The 13,734-nt window shown below is 72.0% G+C and carries 18 protein-coding genes and 1 pseudogene; 12 read left to right on the forward strand and 7 right to left on the reverse strand.

The genetic code is table 11. The annotated features are described in order from the left end of the window. Positions 1–13 precede the first annotated feature (13 nt). The gene (locus ACZ4FV_RS28535; protein WP_402231121.1) at positions 14–391 is read right to left on the reverse strand and encodes a DUF6204 family protein; all 378 of its coding nucleotides are present in this window, start codon (positions 389–391) and stop codon (positions 14–16) included. A 96-nt stretch (positions 392–487) separates the two neighbouring features. Next, the gene (locus ACZ4FV_RS28540; protein WP_395858759.1) at positions 488–928 is read right to left on the reverse strand and encodes an Lrp/AsnC family transcriptional regulator; all 441 of its coding nucleotides are present in this window, start codon (positions 926–928) and stop codon (positions 488–490) included. Between the two features lie 237 nt (positions 929–1,165). Between ACZ4FV_RS28540 and ACZ4FV_RS28545 the strand changes: the two genes are divergently transcribed. The 5 genes and pseudogenes from ACZ4FV_RS28545 to ACZ4FV_RS28565 all read left to right on the forward strand — a co-directional run bounded on the left by ACZ4FV_RS28545 (position 1,166) and on the right by ACZ4FV_RS28565 (position 4,890). Continuing rightward, entirely contained in the window at positions 1,166–2,665 is a 1,500-nt protein-coding gene (locus ACZ4FV_RS28545) for a YibE/F family protein (RefSeq protein WP_465323593.1), read from the forward strand. Between the two features lie 98 nt (positions 2,666–2,763). Next, positions 2,764–2,889 (forward strand): annotated as a pseudogene (locus ACZ4FV_RS28550) (helix-turn-helix domain-containing protein); the annotation flags it as partial. Positions 2,890–3,059: 170 nt separating this feature from the next. Continuing rightward, complete coding sequence (locus tag ACZ4FV_RS28555) at positions 3,060–3,194, forward strand: hypothetical protein (RefSeq protein ID WP_465323601.1); 135 nt, start codon at positions 3,060–3,062, stop codon at positions 3,192–3,194. 205 nt (positions 3,195–3,399) lie between these two features. Further along, positions 3,400–4,116: a hypothetical protein gene (locus ACZ4FV_RS28560; RefSeq protein ID WP_465323602.1), complete on the forward strand. Its 717-nt coding sequence runs from the start codon at positions 3,400–3,402 to the stop codon at positions 4,114–4,116. A gap of 120 nt (positions 4,117–4,236) precedes the next feature. Further along, positions 4,237–4,890 (forward strand): hypothetical protein, encoded by a 654-nt coding sequence (locus ACZ4FV_RS28565; protein ID WP_402231124.1) that lies wholly within the window; start codon positions 4,237–4,239, stop codon positions 4,888–4,890. Between the two features lie 106 nt (positions 4,891–4,996). Here the strand turns inward: ACZ4FV_RS28565 and ACZ4FV_RS28570 are convergent, their stop codons facing one another. The 3 genes from ACZ4FV_RS28570 to ACZ4FV_RS28580 all read right to left on the reverse strand — a co-directional run bounded on the left by ACZ4FV_RS28570 (position 4,997) and on the right by ACZ4FV_RS28580 (position 7,024). After that, a complete protein-coding gene (locus ACZ4FV_RS28570; protein WP_395858762.1) occupies positions 4,997–5,863 on the reverse strand; it encodes an NmrA family NAD(P)-binding protein in 867 nt (288 codons plus the stop codon). Between the two features lie 59 nt (positions 5,864–5,922). Next, positions 5,923–6,387, reverse strand: coding sequence for a hypothetical protein (locus ACZ4FV_RS28575; RefSeq protein WP_402231127.1), 465 nt, complete (start codon positions 6,385–6,387; stop codon positions 5,923–5,925). A 133-nt stretch (positions 6,388–6,520) separates the two neighbouring features. Continuing rightward, the gene (locus ACZ4FV_RS28580; RefSeq protein ID WP_395858764.1) at positions 6,521–7,024 is read right to left on the reverse strand and encodes a MarR family winged helix-turn-helix transcriptional regulator; all 504 of its coding nucleotides are present in this window, start codon (positions 7,022–7,024) and stop codon (positions 6,521–6,523) included. A 267-nt stretch (positions 7,025–7,291) separates the two neighbouring features. On the opposite strand from ACZ4FV_RS28580, the gene ACZ4FV_RS28585 reads away from it, so the two are divergent. Next, positions 7,292–7,741: a DUF4267 domain-containing protein gene (locus ACZ4FV_RS28585; RefSeq protein WP_395858765.1), complete on the forward strand. Its 450-nt coding sequence runs from the start codon at positions 7,292–7,294 to the stop codon at positions 7,739–7,741. An 89-nt stretch (positions 7,742–7,830) separates the two neighbouring features. Here ACZ4FV_RS28585 and ACZ4FV_RS28590 read toward each other — a convergent pair whose 3' ends face one another. After that, positions 7,831–8,019: a hypothetical protein gene (locus tag ACZ4FV_RS28590; RefSeq protein ID WP_465323594.1), complete on the reverse strand. Its 189-nt coding sequence runs from the start codon at positions 8,017–8,019 to the stop codon at positions 7,831–7,833. A gap of 247 nt (positions 8,020–8,266) precedes the next feature. On the opposite strand from ACZ4FV_RS28590, the gene ACZ4FV_RS28595 reads away from it, so the two are divergent. After that, positions 8,267–8,653: a BlaI/MecI/CopY family transcriptional regulator gene (locus tag ACZ4FV_RS28595; RefSeq protein ID WP_465323595.1), complete on the forward strand. Its 387-nt coding sequence runs from the start codon at positions 8,267–8,269 to the stop codon at positions 8,651–8,653. A gap of 289 nt (positions 8,654–8,942) precedes the next feature. On the opposite strand, the gene ACZ4FV_RS28600 is transcribed toward ACZ4FV_RS28595, so the two are convergent. Continuing rightward, the gene (locus tag ACZ4FV_RS28600) at positions 8,943–9,458 is read right to left on the reverse strand and encodes an ATP-binding protein (protein ID WP_465323596.1); all 516 of its coding nucleotides are present in this window, start codon (positions 9,456–9,458) and stop codon (positions 8,943–8,945) included. Between the two features lie 181 nt (positions 9,459–9,639). On the opposite strand from ACZ4FV_RS28600, the gene ACZ4FV_RS28605 reads away from it, so the two are divergent. The 5 genes from ACZ4FV_RS28605 (at position 9,640) to ACZ4FV_RS28625 (ending at position 13,682) form a co-directional block, all read left to right on the forward strand. Beyond that, entirely contained in the window at positions 9,640–9,840 is a 201-nt protein-coding gene (locus tag ACZ4FV_RS28605) for a DUF1918 domain-containing protein (RefSeq protein WP_331770851.1), read from the forward strand. A 110-nt stretch (positions 9,841–9,950) separates the two neighbouring features. Next, positions 9,951–10,412, forward strand: coding sequence for a universal stress protein (locus tag ACZ4FV_RS28610; RefSeq protein ID WP_395858768.1), 462 nt, complete (start codon positions 9,951–9,953; stop codon positions 10,410–10,412). 108 nt (positions 10,413–10,520) lie between these two features. Further along, on the forward strand, positions 10,521–11,393 hold the full coding sequence (locus ACZ4FV_RS28615) for an arginase family protein (protein WP_465323597.1): 873 nt from the start codon (positions 10,521–10,523) through the stop codon (positions 11,391–11,393). A gap of 176 nt (positions 11,394–11,569) precedes the next feature. Then, positions 11,570–12,349: a VOC family protein gene (locus tag ACZ4FV_RS28620; protein WP_395858770.1), complete on the forward strand. Its 780-nt coding sequence runs from the start codon at positions 11,570–11,572 to the stop codon at positions 12,347–12,349. A 199-nt stretch (positions 12,350–12,548) separates the two neighbouring features. Beyond that, positions 12,549–13,682: a PP2C family protein-serine/threonine phosphatase gene (locus ACZ4FV_RS28625; protein WP_402231139.1), complete on the forward strand. Its 1,134-nt coding sequence runs from the start codon at positions 12,549–12,551 to the stop codon at positions 13,680–13,682. Positions 13,683–13,734 lie beyond the last annotated feature (52 nt).

The raw sequence follows: 13,734 nt of genomic DNA on the forward strand, positions 1-13,734 counted from the left end.
GGGACCGGCCGGCTTACGAGAGCGGCCCACCGCCGACCCGGCCGGCCGCGCGGGCCTTGCGTTGGCGCTCGGACAGGGCCGCCTGGGAGACGTCCACGGCCTGCGTCTTGAGGTTCTTGTAGCCGTAGCCGCGCTCGTCCAGCCGCGCCTGTGCGCCGGCCGGCGCCCGGGCGGTCGCCGGGACGATGTCCTCTTCCGCCTCCCCGGAGTCCAGGAAGCGGCACGTGAAGAAGGGCCGCGCCGCCGGATCGTAGGTCAGCTGCCCCTCCGTGGTGAAGGCGGCCCGCAGCACGTCGTGCTCGGCCGCCCGTGCGAGCAACTCGGCCCGCTGCGCGTCACTCAGTCCATCGAAGGCACCGCGAACCGTGATGCGAAAACCGCGCTCACTCATGCCTCGAACCCTGGACATCCCCTCAACCGGTTTCGAGGGCCGGCACGACGCGGACGCGGGTGAGGGTGGGGTGGGCCGGCCCGGATGCCCTCCTCGTCAGCTCTCCTTGGTCCAGGAGCCGAGCACCATGAGCGTCTTGGTGCCCGTGACGTTGCCGTTGCGGCGCAGGTGGTCGATGACCTGTTGGAGGTGGGTGATGTCGCGAACACGGACGTGGATGAGGGCGTCCGGGTCGCCGGCGATCGTGTACACGGCCTGCACCTCGGGCGTGTCCGTCGCGGTGCGGACGATCTCGCTGACCGGCATGCTGCCGGGGTAGCGCAGCTCGGTGAACGCCTCCACCCCCCAGCCGAGCTTGGCGTGGTCGATCTGGACCGTGAAGCCGGTGATCACACCCTCCTCGCGCATCCGGTCCACACGGCGCTTGACCGCCGCGACGGACAGGCCGATCTGGCCCGCCATCTCGGAGAAGGTCCGCCGTCCGTCCTCGCGCAGCATGCGCAGGATGTTGTGGTCGATGCTGTCGATCTCGGCCATGCTCGGCGCTCCACTCCTCGGCACTGCCCACGCAAAACTCCAGGCCCGGAACCTGGCCGGCAGGCAAGAATCTTGCGGCTTCCAACCGATTCCGCGCAAGGGGCTTGCGCCGATCACCCGGATGCTCGCGCCGGGCCGCGGCGGTGAGCGGCACCGGAGCCGGGCGCCCGGCCCGATACGCTTCCGGCCGGGACTCCGGCACGATGACCCGTCGACCGGACCGGGAGGGGACGCGGCATGGGCGGCACACGAACGCATCGCGGCGGTACGGACGATGCCCCCGACGCATCCGACGACGCGCCGGGCCACCGACACCACGCGGCCGGCCACGGCCACGCACACGGGCACAGTCACGCGCACGGACCACCCTCGCCCGTCTCGGCCCGGCTGCGCCGCCTGGTGGCCGCCGTCCTGATCCCGTTCGCGGCGGCCGTGGTGGTGGGCCTGGTGATGCTGTGGCCGGGCAGCACACCAGCGCATCCGCGTACCGGGGTGGGCTTCGACCAGGAGACCCGCGACGGACGGGTCACCAAGGTCGAGGAACTGCCCTGCGCCCGGGCCGACGCCGAGGCCTTCGCCGGCGCGGCGGGCCCGTCCGCCCCCGATGCCGCGTCCGACCCGCCCGGATCGGCCGACGGGCACGCCGCGCCGCCCGGCGACCCCGCCGCCGAACCGGGCGGCGTGCCCTGGCCCCCGCCCTCCCCCGGCGCCTCCACCGCGCCCGGCTCGGGCGCCGCGCGCGCCGACTGCCACCGGGCCACGATCGAGGTCACCTCGGGCGCCGACAAGGGTCGCTCGGTCACCGAACTGGTCCGGCCGACCGAGTTGCGCCGGTTCTCGGTCGGGCAGGGGGTGGTGCTCGCGTACGCTCCCAACGCGCCCGAGGACCTGAGATACTCGGTGATCGACGTCCGGCGCGGTCCGCCGATGTTGCTGCTCGCCGGCCTGTTCGCGGTCGCGGTGATCGTGGTCGGGCGTCTGCGCGGCCTGACCGCGCTGATCGCTTTGGCGATCAGCTTCGCGGTCCTGTCGTTCTTCATCCTGCCCGCGATCCTGCACGGGTCCGATCCGCTCCTGGTCGCGGTCGTCGGCGGCAGCGCGATCATGTTCGTGGCCCTGTACCTGTGCCACGGGATATCCGCGCGGACCTCGGTCGCGGTGGTCGGCACCCTGGTATCGCTGTCCCTGATCGGGGTCCTGGGCTCGCTGTTCATCGGTTGGGCGCATCTGACCGGCAACACCTCCGACGAGACCGGCCTGGTGCACGCGTTGTATCCCGACATCGAGTTGCACGGTCTGTTGTTGGCCGGGTTCATCATCGGATCGTTGGGCGTCCTGGACGATGTGACGGTCACTCAGACGTCGGCGGTATGGGAACTCAAGCAGGCCGACCCGACCATGACGGCCCGTCGGTTGTATCGGGCGGGCATCCGGATCGGTCGCGATCACATCGCGTCCACCGTCAACACCCTGGTATTGGCCTACGCGGGCGCGGCGTTGCCGCTGATGCTGCTGTTCTCGATCGCCCGTCGGGACGTCCTGGACGTGGCCACCAGCGAGATCGTCGCGGAGGAGATCGCCCGCACCCTGGTCGGCAGCATCGGCCTGGTCGCCTCGGTCCCGGTGACCACCGCGCTGGCGGCGATCCTGGCGGCGGCCGATCACGGCAGGCCCGGCAAGGGCGGGGCCGCCCCGGTGCCGATGCCCGCCGCCCGGGGCCGGCATCGGGGCCGCTGAGACGGCGGCCCCGATCGGCGACACCGCACGACCCGCGTCGACCTCGTGGCCGGCGGCGTCGAGGACGGTCCGCGCCTATCGCCGGCCCGCGCGAACGCCTGCTCGACGCCGCTCGCGACCTCACCTACGAGCACGGCGTCCACGTCGGCGTCGACGCGATCCTCAAGAAGGCGGACGTGGCCCGCCGCTCGCTGTACCAACACTTCGGCGGCAAGGACGAGTTGATCGCCGAGGTGCTGCGCACGACGCGGACCCAGGAGCGCCACCGCAGCGAGCCGGAGTCGGCCGAACAGGCCGCCGCGCACGCCGGAGCCACCCCCTCCTGCTCCTGGACACCGAGGCCGAGAGCACCGCCGACCACCTCTATCGCCGGGCCGGCTGGACCCGCTACGGCGTGGTCCCCGAATACGCGGCCACCCCGGACGGCACGCTCCGGGACTGCACGTTCTACTACAAAAAGCTCCCCCGTCCCGCCGTTCCCACCTCCCCCACCGGCGCCCCGCTCCGGCCCGGCGCCCCGATCACCTGACGCCCATGGCGCAGGCGGCAGGCGCGGGATGGGGCCGGCACCAGTGCCTGCCCTGGGGGTAGCCGGATTCTGCGTGCGGGTCGACTTCCCTACCTTCGAGGGGACTCAGTCGTGCATACCGATCAAGGGGACGATCGTTGTGGATCGCAAGAGGAGCCGTCGATGGGTCCGGACCGCCGCCTGTGCCGGGCTCGCACTCGGTGCGGTGGGACTGTCCGCCGCACCCGCCCTCGCCGACGGGCGGGCCGCGGCTCGGGCGGCGCCCGCCTCGGCCGCCGCACCGCTGCCCACCTTCGACTTCACCGACTGTCCGACCCTGCCCGCAGGCGCGGATCCGGACAAGTGGCGCTGCGAAGTACACGTCGCCACCGGCGACATGAAGCTCGGCGGGCTCACCGTGCCGCTGCGTCCGATGACCATCACGCACGCGGAGGGTCCGCTGCCGGACGGCTCGACCGGACAGGTCTTCGGCGCGATGCACGCGACGCCCAGCCCGGCGACCGGCGGCCTGCCCAACATTCCCGGACTGCCCGAGCGCGCGCCGATGCTCGGGGTGAACGTCGAGACGAAGTACGGCGGTTGGTTCGACTTCCTGTCGCACGGCACCTCGGCCGGCGGTCTGGACGTCACCTTCGCCCTGAGCGGTCCGCTCCTGCCCGAGCACTGCTCGATCGGCACCGCCGAGCAGCCGATCCGGCTGACCATGATGCGCAAGGGCCCCAACGAATGGATCTCCAAGGACCCGCCCATTCTCAAGGGCACGCTGTGGGACAACACCGTCGCGATTCCCGCCGCGACCGACTGTGGCCCGCTCGGCGCCGTCCTCAACCACCGCAACAACCTGCCCTCGCCCGGCGGTGCGAACTCGGTCACGCTGGACGGCCTGTACACGTTCAAGACCTACACCCAACTGGGTCGCTGACAACCGCCGCCCCCGGCGGCCCTCGCGAACAGGCATAGCCTGATCTCCGATGGCGGGACCGGGACGCGAAAACGTTCCGGCCACGGCACCGGCGATCCCGCGACGGGCCAAGGGGAGCACATGGATCTGGCGGCGCAGTATCGAGGTCTGTACCACGCGGCCCTGTTCACCGCGGAGTGCGCCGAGGACGCGTACCGCCTCGGCGCACTGGACTCGGTCCTCAAGCCGTGGCTTCGCGGGCAACTCGAATCCCGTGAACACAGCCTGAGTTATTGCGACAGCCGGATGGACCTCGCCGCCGCGGTCGAGGGCCTGGCCGCCATCGCGCCCCGCTACGCGGAACTGCGCCGCGACCTGTTCGGCGACATGCACCACATCGGCCGGCCGGTGCCGACCTGGCGCGCGGTCGGCCCCACGCTCACCGTTCTCGCACCGCTCCAGGTATGGCGACAACCGCCGGCCTACGCATTGCGACTGCGCGACCCGGGCACGGCCGCGGGCGGCGCCCAGACCTGGGACTTCATCGTCTTCACCCGCTCCGGCGACCCCCGCGAACCGGGCACGGTACACACCGCGATGCTCTTCCCCGACACCGACGCCAACACCGCCACCGGTACCGGGCGGCGCACCGTGCAGGTCACCAAACAGCTCGAAGTCCGACGCGAGGACTACGAGCAACTCACCTACGCGTTCCAGTCCTTGACCGCCAACGTGCACTTCGCCGCCCTGCACGACCCCGACCGAGGGCAGAACCCGCCGCCCGACGGCGTCTGACCCCCGGCTTCGGCACGCCCTGGCCGGCATGTGGGGCGGAAACGGGCATCCGGCGTCCCCCGGGGCTTTCTGCGGCGCGGGCGCACGCGCGGGTCGCGAAGCGGGCTCAGCGGAATTGTTCGATGTTCTCGCCGAGGAAGGCCTCCAGCGTCCGGGGCGGTCGGCCGAGCAGGCTCGCCACGGTGTCGGTGGGTTCCTCCGGCCTGGTCACGGCCAGTTGCTGGATCTCCACCACATGGTCGGCGAGCCAGGCCGGCAGGCCGGCGCGTTCGATCAGGTGGTCGCGCATGACCCGGGGCGGCAGGTCGACGTGGCGGATCGGCCGACCCAGCAGGAGGCCGAGCAGTTCGACGAGTTGCGGATGGCTGAAGGTTCGACTCCCGGTGAGGGTGTAGGTCCGCCCGGTGAGTTCGGGGCGGGTCAGCACCTCGGCGGCCACGTCCGCGATGTCGCGACAGTCGACGTAGTTGCAGGCCGCGTCCGCCATCGCCCCGTGGACGACGCTTTGAGCGGCGACCGCCGGTGCGAGGGTGAGCAGTTTCTGCATGAACGCGTAGGGGCGCAGCACGGTGTGGGACAGACCGGAGTCACGCAGGGTCTCCTCGATGGCGTGGTGCCATCGGGAGACGGCGACCGGGGAGTCCGCGGTCGCGGCCGGGGCGGAGAGTTTGACGACGTGTTCGATGCCGACCGCCGCGGCGGCGTGGATGGCGCGGGTCTCCAGCGCGGGCTGTTCGGGGCTGTTCGCCATGGCCAGGAACAGTCGACTCGCACCGTGGAAGGCATCGCGCAACGATTGCGGGTCGCCCGCGTCGGCCGCTCGGGCCTCGACGAGGCGGCGCGCCGTATCGTCGAGGCCCGCCCACAGCCGTTCGGGGTCGCGGCTGAGCGCCCGGCTCGGTATGCCGAGGGTGACGAGGCGGTGCAGGAGGGCGCTTCCGGTGGCGCCGGTGGCGCCCATGACGACGATCATGTGTTCCGTCTTTCCTGGTCGGTGGTGGTGCGGGAGTTCGGGCGGGGTTTGCGGATGGGCTACGGGCCCGGTCGCCGCTGTTTCGACGCCCCGCGCCAGCGCCACGTGATGATGGTGGTGGCCAGGGCCGCCGAAATGGGCAGGTCCAGACGGAGGCGTTCGGGCCACGAGCCGTGGTGCGGGATGATCCGCTCCGGTATGTGGCCGCCGACGAACCAGCCGACCAGGCCCGCGAGGGTGGCGACCGCGACGGCCAGGACGACGGTCGGGACCAGGCGCGGCGTCGTGGTCAGCCACGTGCGCCTCGCGCCGCGGCGCCGAAGGCGGGCGCCGACCAGCGCGGCCACGATCGCCGAGGTGCCCGCGATCGAGGTGCAGGCCGCGATGGTCAGGTCGCGCTGCCCGGTGGCCACGCCGCCGGCGCCGGCGGTCAGTGCGGGGGCGAGGTAGGCGACGAGCACCTCGCGCCACAGCGTGAACGGCGGCGGACCGGAGCCCCGGGCGGACGAACGGCCTTGTCCCATACGGTTTTCGGTCTCCGTTTCAGACATTTGATTAGCTCCCTAATTATATGGCCGAACAAAGGCCGTCCCGGCGGCGCGTCGCACGGACGCGACACGCCGGGACGGCGTCGAACAGGGATGCCTCGTGGTCCCGCTACTCCCGCGTCAGCGCCGGGATCCCACGGACGAGACGACCGAGCAACTCCAGGAAGACGGCGCGCTCCTCGGGATCGAGCGCGCCGACCATCTCCTGGAGTCGACCGAAGTGCTCCGGGGCCAGGTCACGCATCTTCCGCGCCCCTCGCGCGGTCAACACGGCCACGGCGGAGCGGCCGTCCTCGGCGGAGGGTCGGCGAAGCAGCAACCCTTCCCGCTCCAGACCGCCGAGCAGTCCCGTCACAGTGGCCCGGGACACCCCGAGCACGTCCGCCAGGCCCGAAGGGGACATCTCCCCGTCTGCGTCCTCCAGGGCCGCCAGCAGCCGATATCGCCCCGCGGACAGGCCGAACCTGGAGAAGTGCACCTCGACCGCCTGGCCCAGCCGCGCCCCCGCCGCCATCAAACGCACGGCGACCAGCACCGCCTGCGGGTCGACATCGAGCCCGTAGCGCCGGATCTGATACGCCGCCTGGTCGAGCGTGGGGGTTTCCTCAGGCATCGGTTCATGTTCCACAGCAACTAATATGGCCCCTAACTACTTCCCGGTCAAGCCACGCGGTCGTGGGTGCGCCGGGTGATCCCCAACATGGTCCCCGGGGCACTGCCCGGGTACTGCCCCGGTCCTCGAACGCGCTCCAAGTCGCCTCCATGTGCCTTCCAGGAGTCCCCGGCGAAAGTTCTTCCAGGCAGACGAAGACCGCCTCCCGCAAGGCGGGTTCGCTCACGAACCGCTCGACCGGGACCATCACTTCATTCGGGAGATCTCATGAACATCAGGAACCTCACCACGACCCTCGCCGCTCTCGGTGGCCTGTTCATCGTCTACATCGGGCTCGCCTACCTGATCGCCCCGCAGTCCACCGCGTCCGGGTTCGGCCTGCCGAGTTGGCCCGAGCACGAGGGCACCGCGTTTCTGGCCGTCAAGGGTGTGCGTGATTTGGGCTCCGGACTGGTCGTCTTCGCGCTGCTGCTGACCGGCCACCGGCGGGCACTGGGCTGGGCGCTGGCGGCCATCACCTTCGTGCCCGCCGGCGACATGGTGATCGTGCTGGGCAACGACGGTTCGGCGGCGAAGGCTCTCGGCGTCCACGGCCTCACCGCCGTCCTGGTCGCGCTGACCGCCGGCCTGCTGCTGCGTGAGCGCCCCGCCCCGGCGACCTCGCCCGTGACCTCCTCCCCCGTCGCGACCCGGATCCCGGCCCCGGCCGCGCGTTGACCCACCGGGCCGAGCCCCCGAGTCGCCGACCCGAGCCCCGAAGCCCGAGACACCGAAGCCCGAACCACCCGGCCGCCCGCCCCACCCGCTCAGTCGGGGGGAGCGAGGCGGCCGGTGCCCGTCGGCAACCGGATCAGCCCGAAGTCGTCGGCGCCGCCGCGAACGCCGATCTCCACGATCGCGTCGCGGCGCACGCACGTGGAACGGGTCTCCGCCGGGGCACGCGAGGTGTCCCGGTTGTCGGAGGTGAAGGCGTGCGTACTCGCCGGTGCCGACACCGATGCAGGCCGGCGCCGAAGAACCTTCGGGAACACCGATCCCGCGGCCGTGTCGGCGGGCCCGACGCGCACTCCCGCCGATGGCCGCGCTCTGGCACCCGGCATCCGCGAATCGACGTGAAACACCGCAATATCCGCGACTTACGGCAAGCCGGGGGCATCGATCCACGCCCGCGAACAGGTACCGTCGGAATCCGCAGCCGACCGGGAGCCGGGTATACCCGGACACGGAGGACGGAGGGACGCGGTGCACGAGTCGCCCCGGGTGCAGGGGGAGTTGCAGGCGGAGATCATGTCCGTGTTGTGGCGGATCGAAGCCGGTACCGTCGAGCGCGTCCGCGCCGAGTTGGCCGAGCCCTCGCGTGGCGCCTACACGACCGTGCAGACCGTGTGCAATCGGCTGGCCGAGCGCGGCCTGTTGGCCAGGGCCCGGGAGGGGCAGGCGTTCGTGTACCGGCCGACCGTGACCGAGGCCGACTACGTCTCCTCCTCGGTGAGTTCGGCGCTCGCCGCGGCGTCCGCGCCGGCCCGACGGGTGGCCCTCGCCCAACTCGTCGGCGGGCTGGAGGTATCGGAGCTGGAGGACCTGCGCGAACTCGCCCGCCGGATCGAGCACGAGCGCGGCGGGCGATGAGCACGTTCCCCGCCCGGGCCGTGTTGTCGGGCGTGGCGATCGCATGGGCCCGGCGCCGAGCACGACCCTGATCGGCACCGTGCACTTCGGCACCGCCCCGGTCCGGTGTCACAGCACCGGCGCGTGTTCCCATCCGGCCTCGTTCGCGCGCCGATGGCCGAACGCGCCGCAGACCGTCATCCCGGGCGGGCACTACCCGCGCCGCGGGCCGTCGGGCGAACGTGAGCCCGCGTGGCAGGCGGTCACCCGGTGGCGCGCGAACCCGCGCCACCACCGACCGCGTCCTCGGTCAGGCCGGCCGCGCGGCGTCGACACGCGCGATCATGGCCCACACCAGCAGCTCGCCCGCCAGTGGCCTACTCCCCCACTCCAGAGCCAACGCCTCGACCAGGCGCAGACCTCGGCCGCACTCGCTGCCCCACACCGACTCGCTCGGCTTCGACGCCTCGTCCGGTTCGGGCGACCCGATCGGCGCGACGGATCCGTTGGACCTCGCCAGGCGCCTGGGTCGGGCATGCCGGTTGCGCACGGCCAGGTGTATGTGCACATCGTCCATCCGCACGTCCAGGTCCATCGTCGGCCCGCTGCCGTAGCGAACCGCGTTGCTCAGCAGCTCGCACGCGACCAGTTGTGCGCTGTGTACGTCGTCCTCGTGCACGTCCCACCGGCGCAGGGCCGCGACCAGCACGCGCCGGGCCCGGGGCACCTCGGCGGGGACCGCGTCGAACACCGCCCCGCCCTGGACCGGCGCCGGGCGCACCCCGTCCGCCGGGGTCGCCGGCCCGCCGCCCGCAAACCGCGCCATCGCACACGTCCCCTCACCCGGCAAAGCAACTCCTACGCACTGTAGGAGAGATCGAGCCGGGACTCCAGCCGTCGACCAGGACCCGCGGCCGAGCACTACTCACCCACAGTGATCATCCTGTTACCATTCGAATATCCTGCTGTCCCACCGCACGCCATCCACCCCAGAGGAGCCAGTCGACATGCACGCCACCAAGGGTGATCGCCTTCTCATCCACGGCCGAGTCGTCGGCCAGGAAGACCATTTCGTGGAGATCATCGAGGTCCTGGGCCCCGACGGCACGCCGCCGTTTCGGGTACGAGCCGCCAACGGGCACGAAACGATCATGTCGCCGGGTCCGGACTCGGTGGTCGAACACCGCAAGGCCGGCGACTCCGACTAGGCCCTGTCCGGCAAACCCGCCAGGGTCCGCCGGACAGGGCCCGGGCGAGTCGGCCACCCGGCAACCGCCGTCGGCCCGCCCGTGCCCACGCCCCCCGAGGAGGATCCCCGGTGACCAGCCCCGCGCCGCCGCCGGCGTTCGAACTCGGTACGGACGGGCCCCGTGCCGTACTGGTCGGCGTGGACGGTTCCCGAACCTCCCTCCGCGCCGCCGACTACGCACTGGGCCAGGCCCGTCGCGGCGGCGCGGAACTGGTCGGCGTCTACGTACGCGCGCCGCTCGGGCTCGCCGCCACCACGCCCGAGGGCGCCGAGGTGATGGAGCAGGCGCACGAGGACACGATGCGCGACATCGCGGACTACATCGCCCGACGAGCCGCCGAACTGCGGGTACGGCACCGCTTCGTCGAGGCACGCGGCGACGTCGCGCACCAGATCGCCAAGGTGGCCGACGAGGTACGCGCCGACGCGGTCGTGGTCGGCGCCTCCGAACGCTTCGGCCACCGCCTGATCGGCTCCGTGGCCATCCGCCTGGTCCGCTCGGCCCGCCGGCCGGTCACCGTCGTCCCCTGAACCGCGCACCCGGGGCCCGAGATCCGCACGGGACGGCCGGCGCGTTCGCCCGGCCCACACTGGACAAATCCCTGGACAGGCCACGACCACCCTGTAAATATATGCCGTATGGAGCATACCTATTCGGCACTACCGCTCGAACACATGCTGGTGGTCCCGCAATGGCAGGGTTCGAGCGCCGTCGACGCGCGCCGCCTCGTCGCGGGAGCCCACTGGTTGAGCGCGCTGCTGCCCGCCGTACGACGCACCTTCGTGAGCGTCGACGCGGATCCGGCGCCCGATCGGGACGGCGTACGGCAACTCGACGTGCTGACCCGCACGTTGGCCGCGAGCAGGCAGGCGCTGGAAGGGTGGGGCGAGGCGGCCCTGTTCACCGTGGGCGGCGACTGCGGTGTCGAACTCGCCCCGATCGCCCACGCCGTGGGCCGGCACGGCGATCGCCTGGCGGTGGTGTGGTTCGACGCCCATCCGGACCTGAACACCCCCGACTCCTCGCCCTCCGGCGGCTTCCACGGCATGGTGCTGCGCACCGTGCTCGGCCAGGGGCCCGCCGCCCTGCTCCCTCCGCCCGGACAATGGCTCTCCGCCGAACGGCTCGTGCTCGCCGGTGTACGGTCCATCGACCCCGCCGAGCAGCGGTTCATCGACTCCGCGCGGATTCGACGGGTGTCCGTCGACCGCCTCGACGAGCCGAGCGCGCTGGTCGCCGCCGTGGCCGAGACCGGGGCCACGCACGTCTACATCCACATCGATCTCGACGTCCTGGATCCCGAGCAGTTCACCGCGCTGTCCTTCCCCGAGCCCGAGGGCCTGTCCCCCGCGCGGCTGCGCGCGGCGCTCTGTGCGCTGACCGACGCGTTCCCGCTCGCCGGACTCGGCATCACCGAGCACGCGCCGGCGCCCGAACCCGAGGCGGACGGCGATCCGGCCGGCAACGACCGCGTGCTCCGGGAGATCTTCGCCGGCGTGTCCGTGGGATGACGAGCGTCGGCTCGCTCACTCCTTCGGCGCAGCACGGCGAATCCGTCGTTCCCGGACCCGCGCGTTCGCGAGCCTCGCACCGGCTTCCGAAGCCAGACTTGACGCGTCCGAACAATACGTGTCAATCCGGACCGAAACGGGTCAGATGGTCCCATGAAGTCCGATGAAGGAGCGACATGCTCAGCACCGACTACGTGACCGGCGCGCCGAACTGGCTCGACCTCGGCAGCCCCGACACCACCGCGGCGGCCGCCTTCTACACCGCCGTCTTCGGCTGGGACTTCCAGTCCGCCGGACCCGACGCCGGCGGCTACGGCCTGTTCATGCAGGACGGCAAGACCATCGGCGGCATCGGCCCGCTCACCGAGGAGGGCGCTTCGTCCGCCTGGACCGTCTACTTCAAGACGCCCGACGCCGACGCCACCGCCCGGGCCGCGAAGCAGGCCGGCGGCACGGTCCGGGTGGAGCCGTTCGACGTCATGGAGATGGGCCGGATGTCGCCGCTCACCGACCCGGCCGGCGCCGAGTTCGCCATCTGGCAATCCGGCACGTTCCAGGGCTCGGAGCTGGTGGGCAAGCCGAACTCGCTGTCCTGGGTCGAACTGCACGGCGTCGAACTCGACGTGGCAACCTCCTTCTACGGCGGGCTGTTCGGCTGGCGTGCGCAGGACTTCGAGATGCCCGCGATGACGTACACCGTGCTGTCCACGGCCGAGGGCGAGCAGCAGGACGCCTCCTTCGGCGGCGTCGTTCCGGACTCGAACGGCCAGGACCCGCACTGGATCGCCTACTTCGAGGTCGCGGACGCCGACGACATCGTCGCCAAGGCGCGGCAGCACGGCGGAACGGTGCTCATGCCCGCCGCCGACGTCCCGCAGGTGGGCCGCCTCGCGTGGCTGGCCGACCCGTTCGGCGCACCCTTCGCCATCATCCGGAGCGAACCGCAGGCCGGGTAGTCGTTCGCGGGTGTCCCGACGCCGCGCCCGGGAGCGGGGGCGCCGTTCCGGTCGCGGCGCCGGGTCCGGCACTCGCGGGCCGGACGCCGGGCCCGTTCGGGTACGCGTCGTCCGTCGCGTCCGTTCGGGCGGCTTCACCTGTTCGGCGGGCGCTGCGCGACGACACGGCGCCGCCCTGCCGGCGATCATGGACACAACGATGAACAGCCTGGCACCGCCGCGGGTGGCCGGGTCGGCGACCCGGTCGCTGCTCCGGCAGGTCGCGCTGCCCGTGGGAATTCTCGTCGTGGTCACGGTGGTGGACCTGGCCACCGGAACCTCGACGGTCTTCTATCCGTTCCTGCTCCTCGCGCCGACTCTCGCCGCCGCCACCGCGCCGCCGGTGGCGATCCTGGTCATCGGCGGCGTCTCGCTGCCGTTGCGCTACTGGTTGGCCGCCAACGACGGGTATCTCGGCCCGGAGTACAACGATCTCTTCGAGGTCAGTACGTGGATGTACGTCATGGCGACCGCGCTGGCCATGTACCTGTCCGCCGCCCGGATCCGCCGCGAGCGGTCCCTGGTCGCCGTCTCCGAGGTGGCCGTCGCCGCGCAGCGCGCGATCCTGCTGCCGCCGAGCGACAACCTGGGCGGTCTGCGCCTGGCGGTGCGCTATTTCGCGGTGGCCGAGGAGGCCGAACTCGGCGGCGACCTCTACATCGCGCTGGACACGCCGTTCGGGGTGCGGCTGATCATCGGCGACGTGCTCGGCAAGGGCCTGGGCGCGGTTCGGACGGCCGCGATCACGATCGGCGCGTTTCGCGAAGCCGCCTACGACGAACCCGAACTGAGCACGGTGGCCCGCCGCATCGACGTCAGCGTGACCAGGAACGCGCCCGCGGACAGGTTCGTCACCGCGCTCCTGGCCGAGGTCCGTCCCGACCGGGTGGCCTTCGCCCACCGCGGCCACGAGGAACCGGTGGCGATCCACGCGGACGGCAGTGTGCATGTGCTCGAACCTCCGGATCCCGGTCTGCCGTTGGGCCTGGGCGAACTGGAGCCGGAGCCGCCCCCCGTGTGGGTGGTGCCGTTTCACGAGGGCGATCTGCTGCTCTTGATGACCGACGGGTTCGCGGACGCGCGCGACGCGACGGGCGGGCCGTATCCGCTGGTCGAGCGCATCCGAGCGTTGTTCGGCGAGGGCCGTCTGGTGGACGCCGATCCGGTGGTGGCGGTGGAACGGCTGGGGGACGACCTGATGCGGCATGTCGGCCTCCTGCGGCTCACCGACGACGCGCTGGTCCTGGCGCTCGCCAGGGCGGCCGACCCGCCGGAGCCGCACCGCGCGCCGTGAACTCGGCGCGAGGGTCGTGCGCGGCCGCGGTCGAGGCGACCGGATCCCGCCG

This window comes from Embleya sp. NPDC025285 (assembly GCF_055558835.1).

Bases quoted from the DNA above. Each gene is read 5' to 3' on its own strand.
- ACZ4FV_RS28540 (WP_395858759.1), bottom strand. From the start codon at position 928: ATGGCCGAGATCGACAGCATCGACCACAACATCCTGCGCATGCTGCGC.
- ACZ4FV_RS28575 (WP_402231127.1), bottom strand. From the start codon at position 6,387: ATGGGACAAGGCCGTTCGTCCGCCCGGGGCTCCGGTCCGCCGCCGTTC.
- ACZ4FV_RS28535 (WP_402231121.1), bottom strand. From the start codon at position 391: ATGAGTGAGCGCGGTTTTCGCATCACGGTTCGCGGTGCCTTCGATGGA.
- ACZ4FV_RS28545 (WP_465323593.1), top strand. From the start codon at position 1,166: ATGGGCGGCACACGAACGCATCGCGGCGGTACGGACGATGCCCCCGAC.
- ACZ4FV_RS28600 (WP_465323596.1), bottom strand. From the start codon at position 9,458: ATGGCGCGGTTTGCGGGCGGCGGGCCGGCGACCCCGGCGGACGGGGTG.
- ACZ4FV_RS28580 (WP_395858764.1), bottom strand. From the start codon at position 7,024: ATGCCTGAGGAAACCCCCACGCTCGACCAGGCGGCGTATCAGATCCGG.
- ACZ4FV_RS28620 (WP_395858770.1), top strand. From the start codon at position 11,570: ATGCTCAGCACCGACTACGTGACCGGCGCGCCGAACTGGCTCGACCTC.
- ACZ4FV_RS28570 (WP_395858762.1), bottom strand. From the start codon at position 5,863: ATGATCGTCGTCATGGGCGCCACCGGCGCCACCGGAAGCGCCCTCCTG.
- ACZ4FV_RS28565 (WP_402231124.1), top strand. From the start codon at position 4,237: ATGGATCTGGCGGCGCAGTATCGAGGTCTGTACCACGCGGCCCTGTTC.
- ACZ4FV_RS28585 (WP_395858765.1), top strand. From the start codon at position 7,292: ATGAACATCAGGAACCTCACCACGACCCTCGCCGCTCTCGGTGGCCTG.
- ACZ4FV_RS28625 (WP_402231139.1), top strand. From the start codon at position 12,549: ATGAACAGCCTGGCACCGCCGCGGGTGGCCGGGTCGGCGACCCGGTCG.
- ACZ4FV_RS28615 (WP_465323597.1), top strand. From the start codon at position 10,521: ATGGAGCATACCTATTCGGCACTACCGCTCGAACACATGCTGGTGGTC.
- ACZ4FV_RS28605 (WP_331770851.1), top strand. From the start codon at position 9,640: ATGCACGCCACCAAGGGTGATCGCCTTCTCATCCACGGCCGAGTCGTC.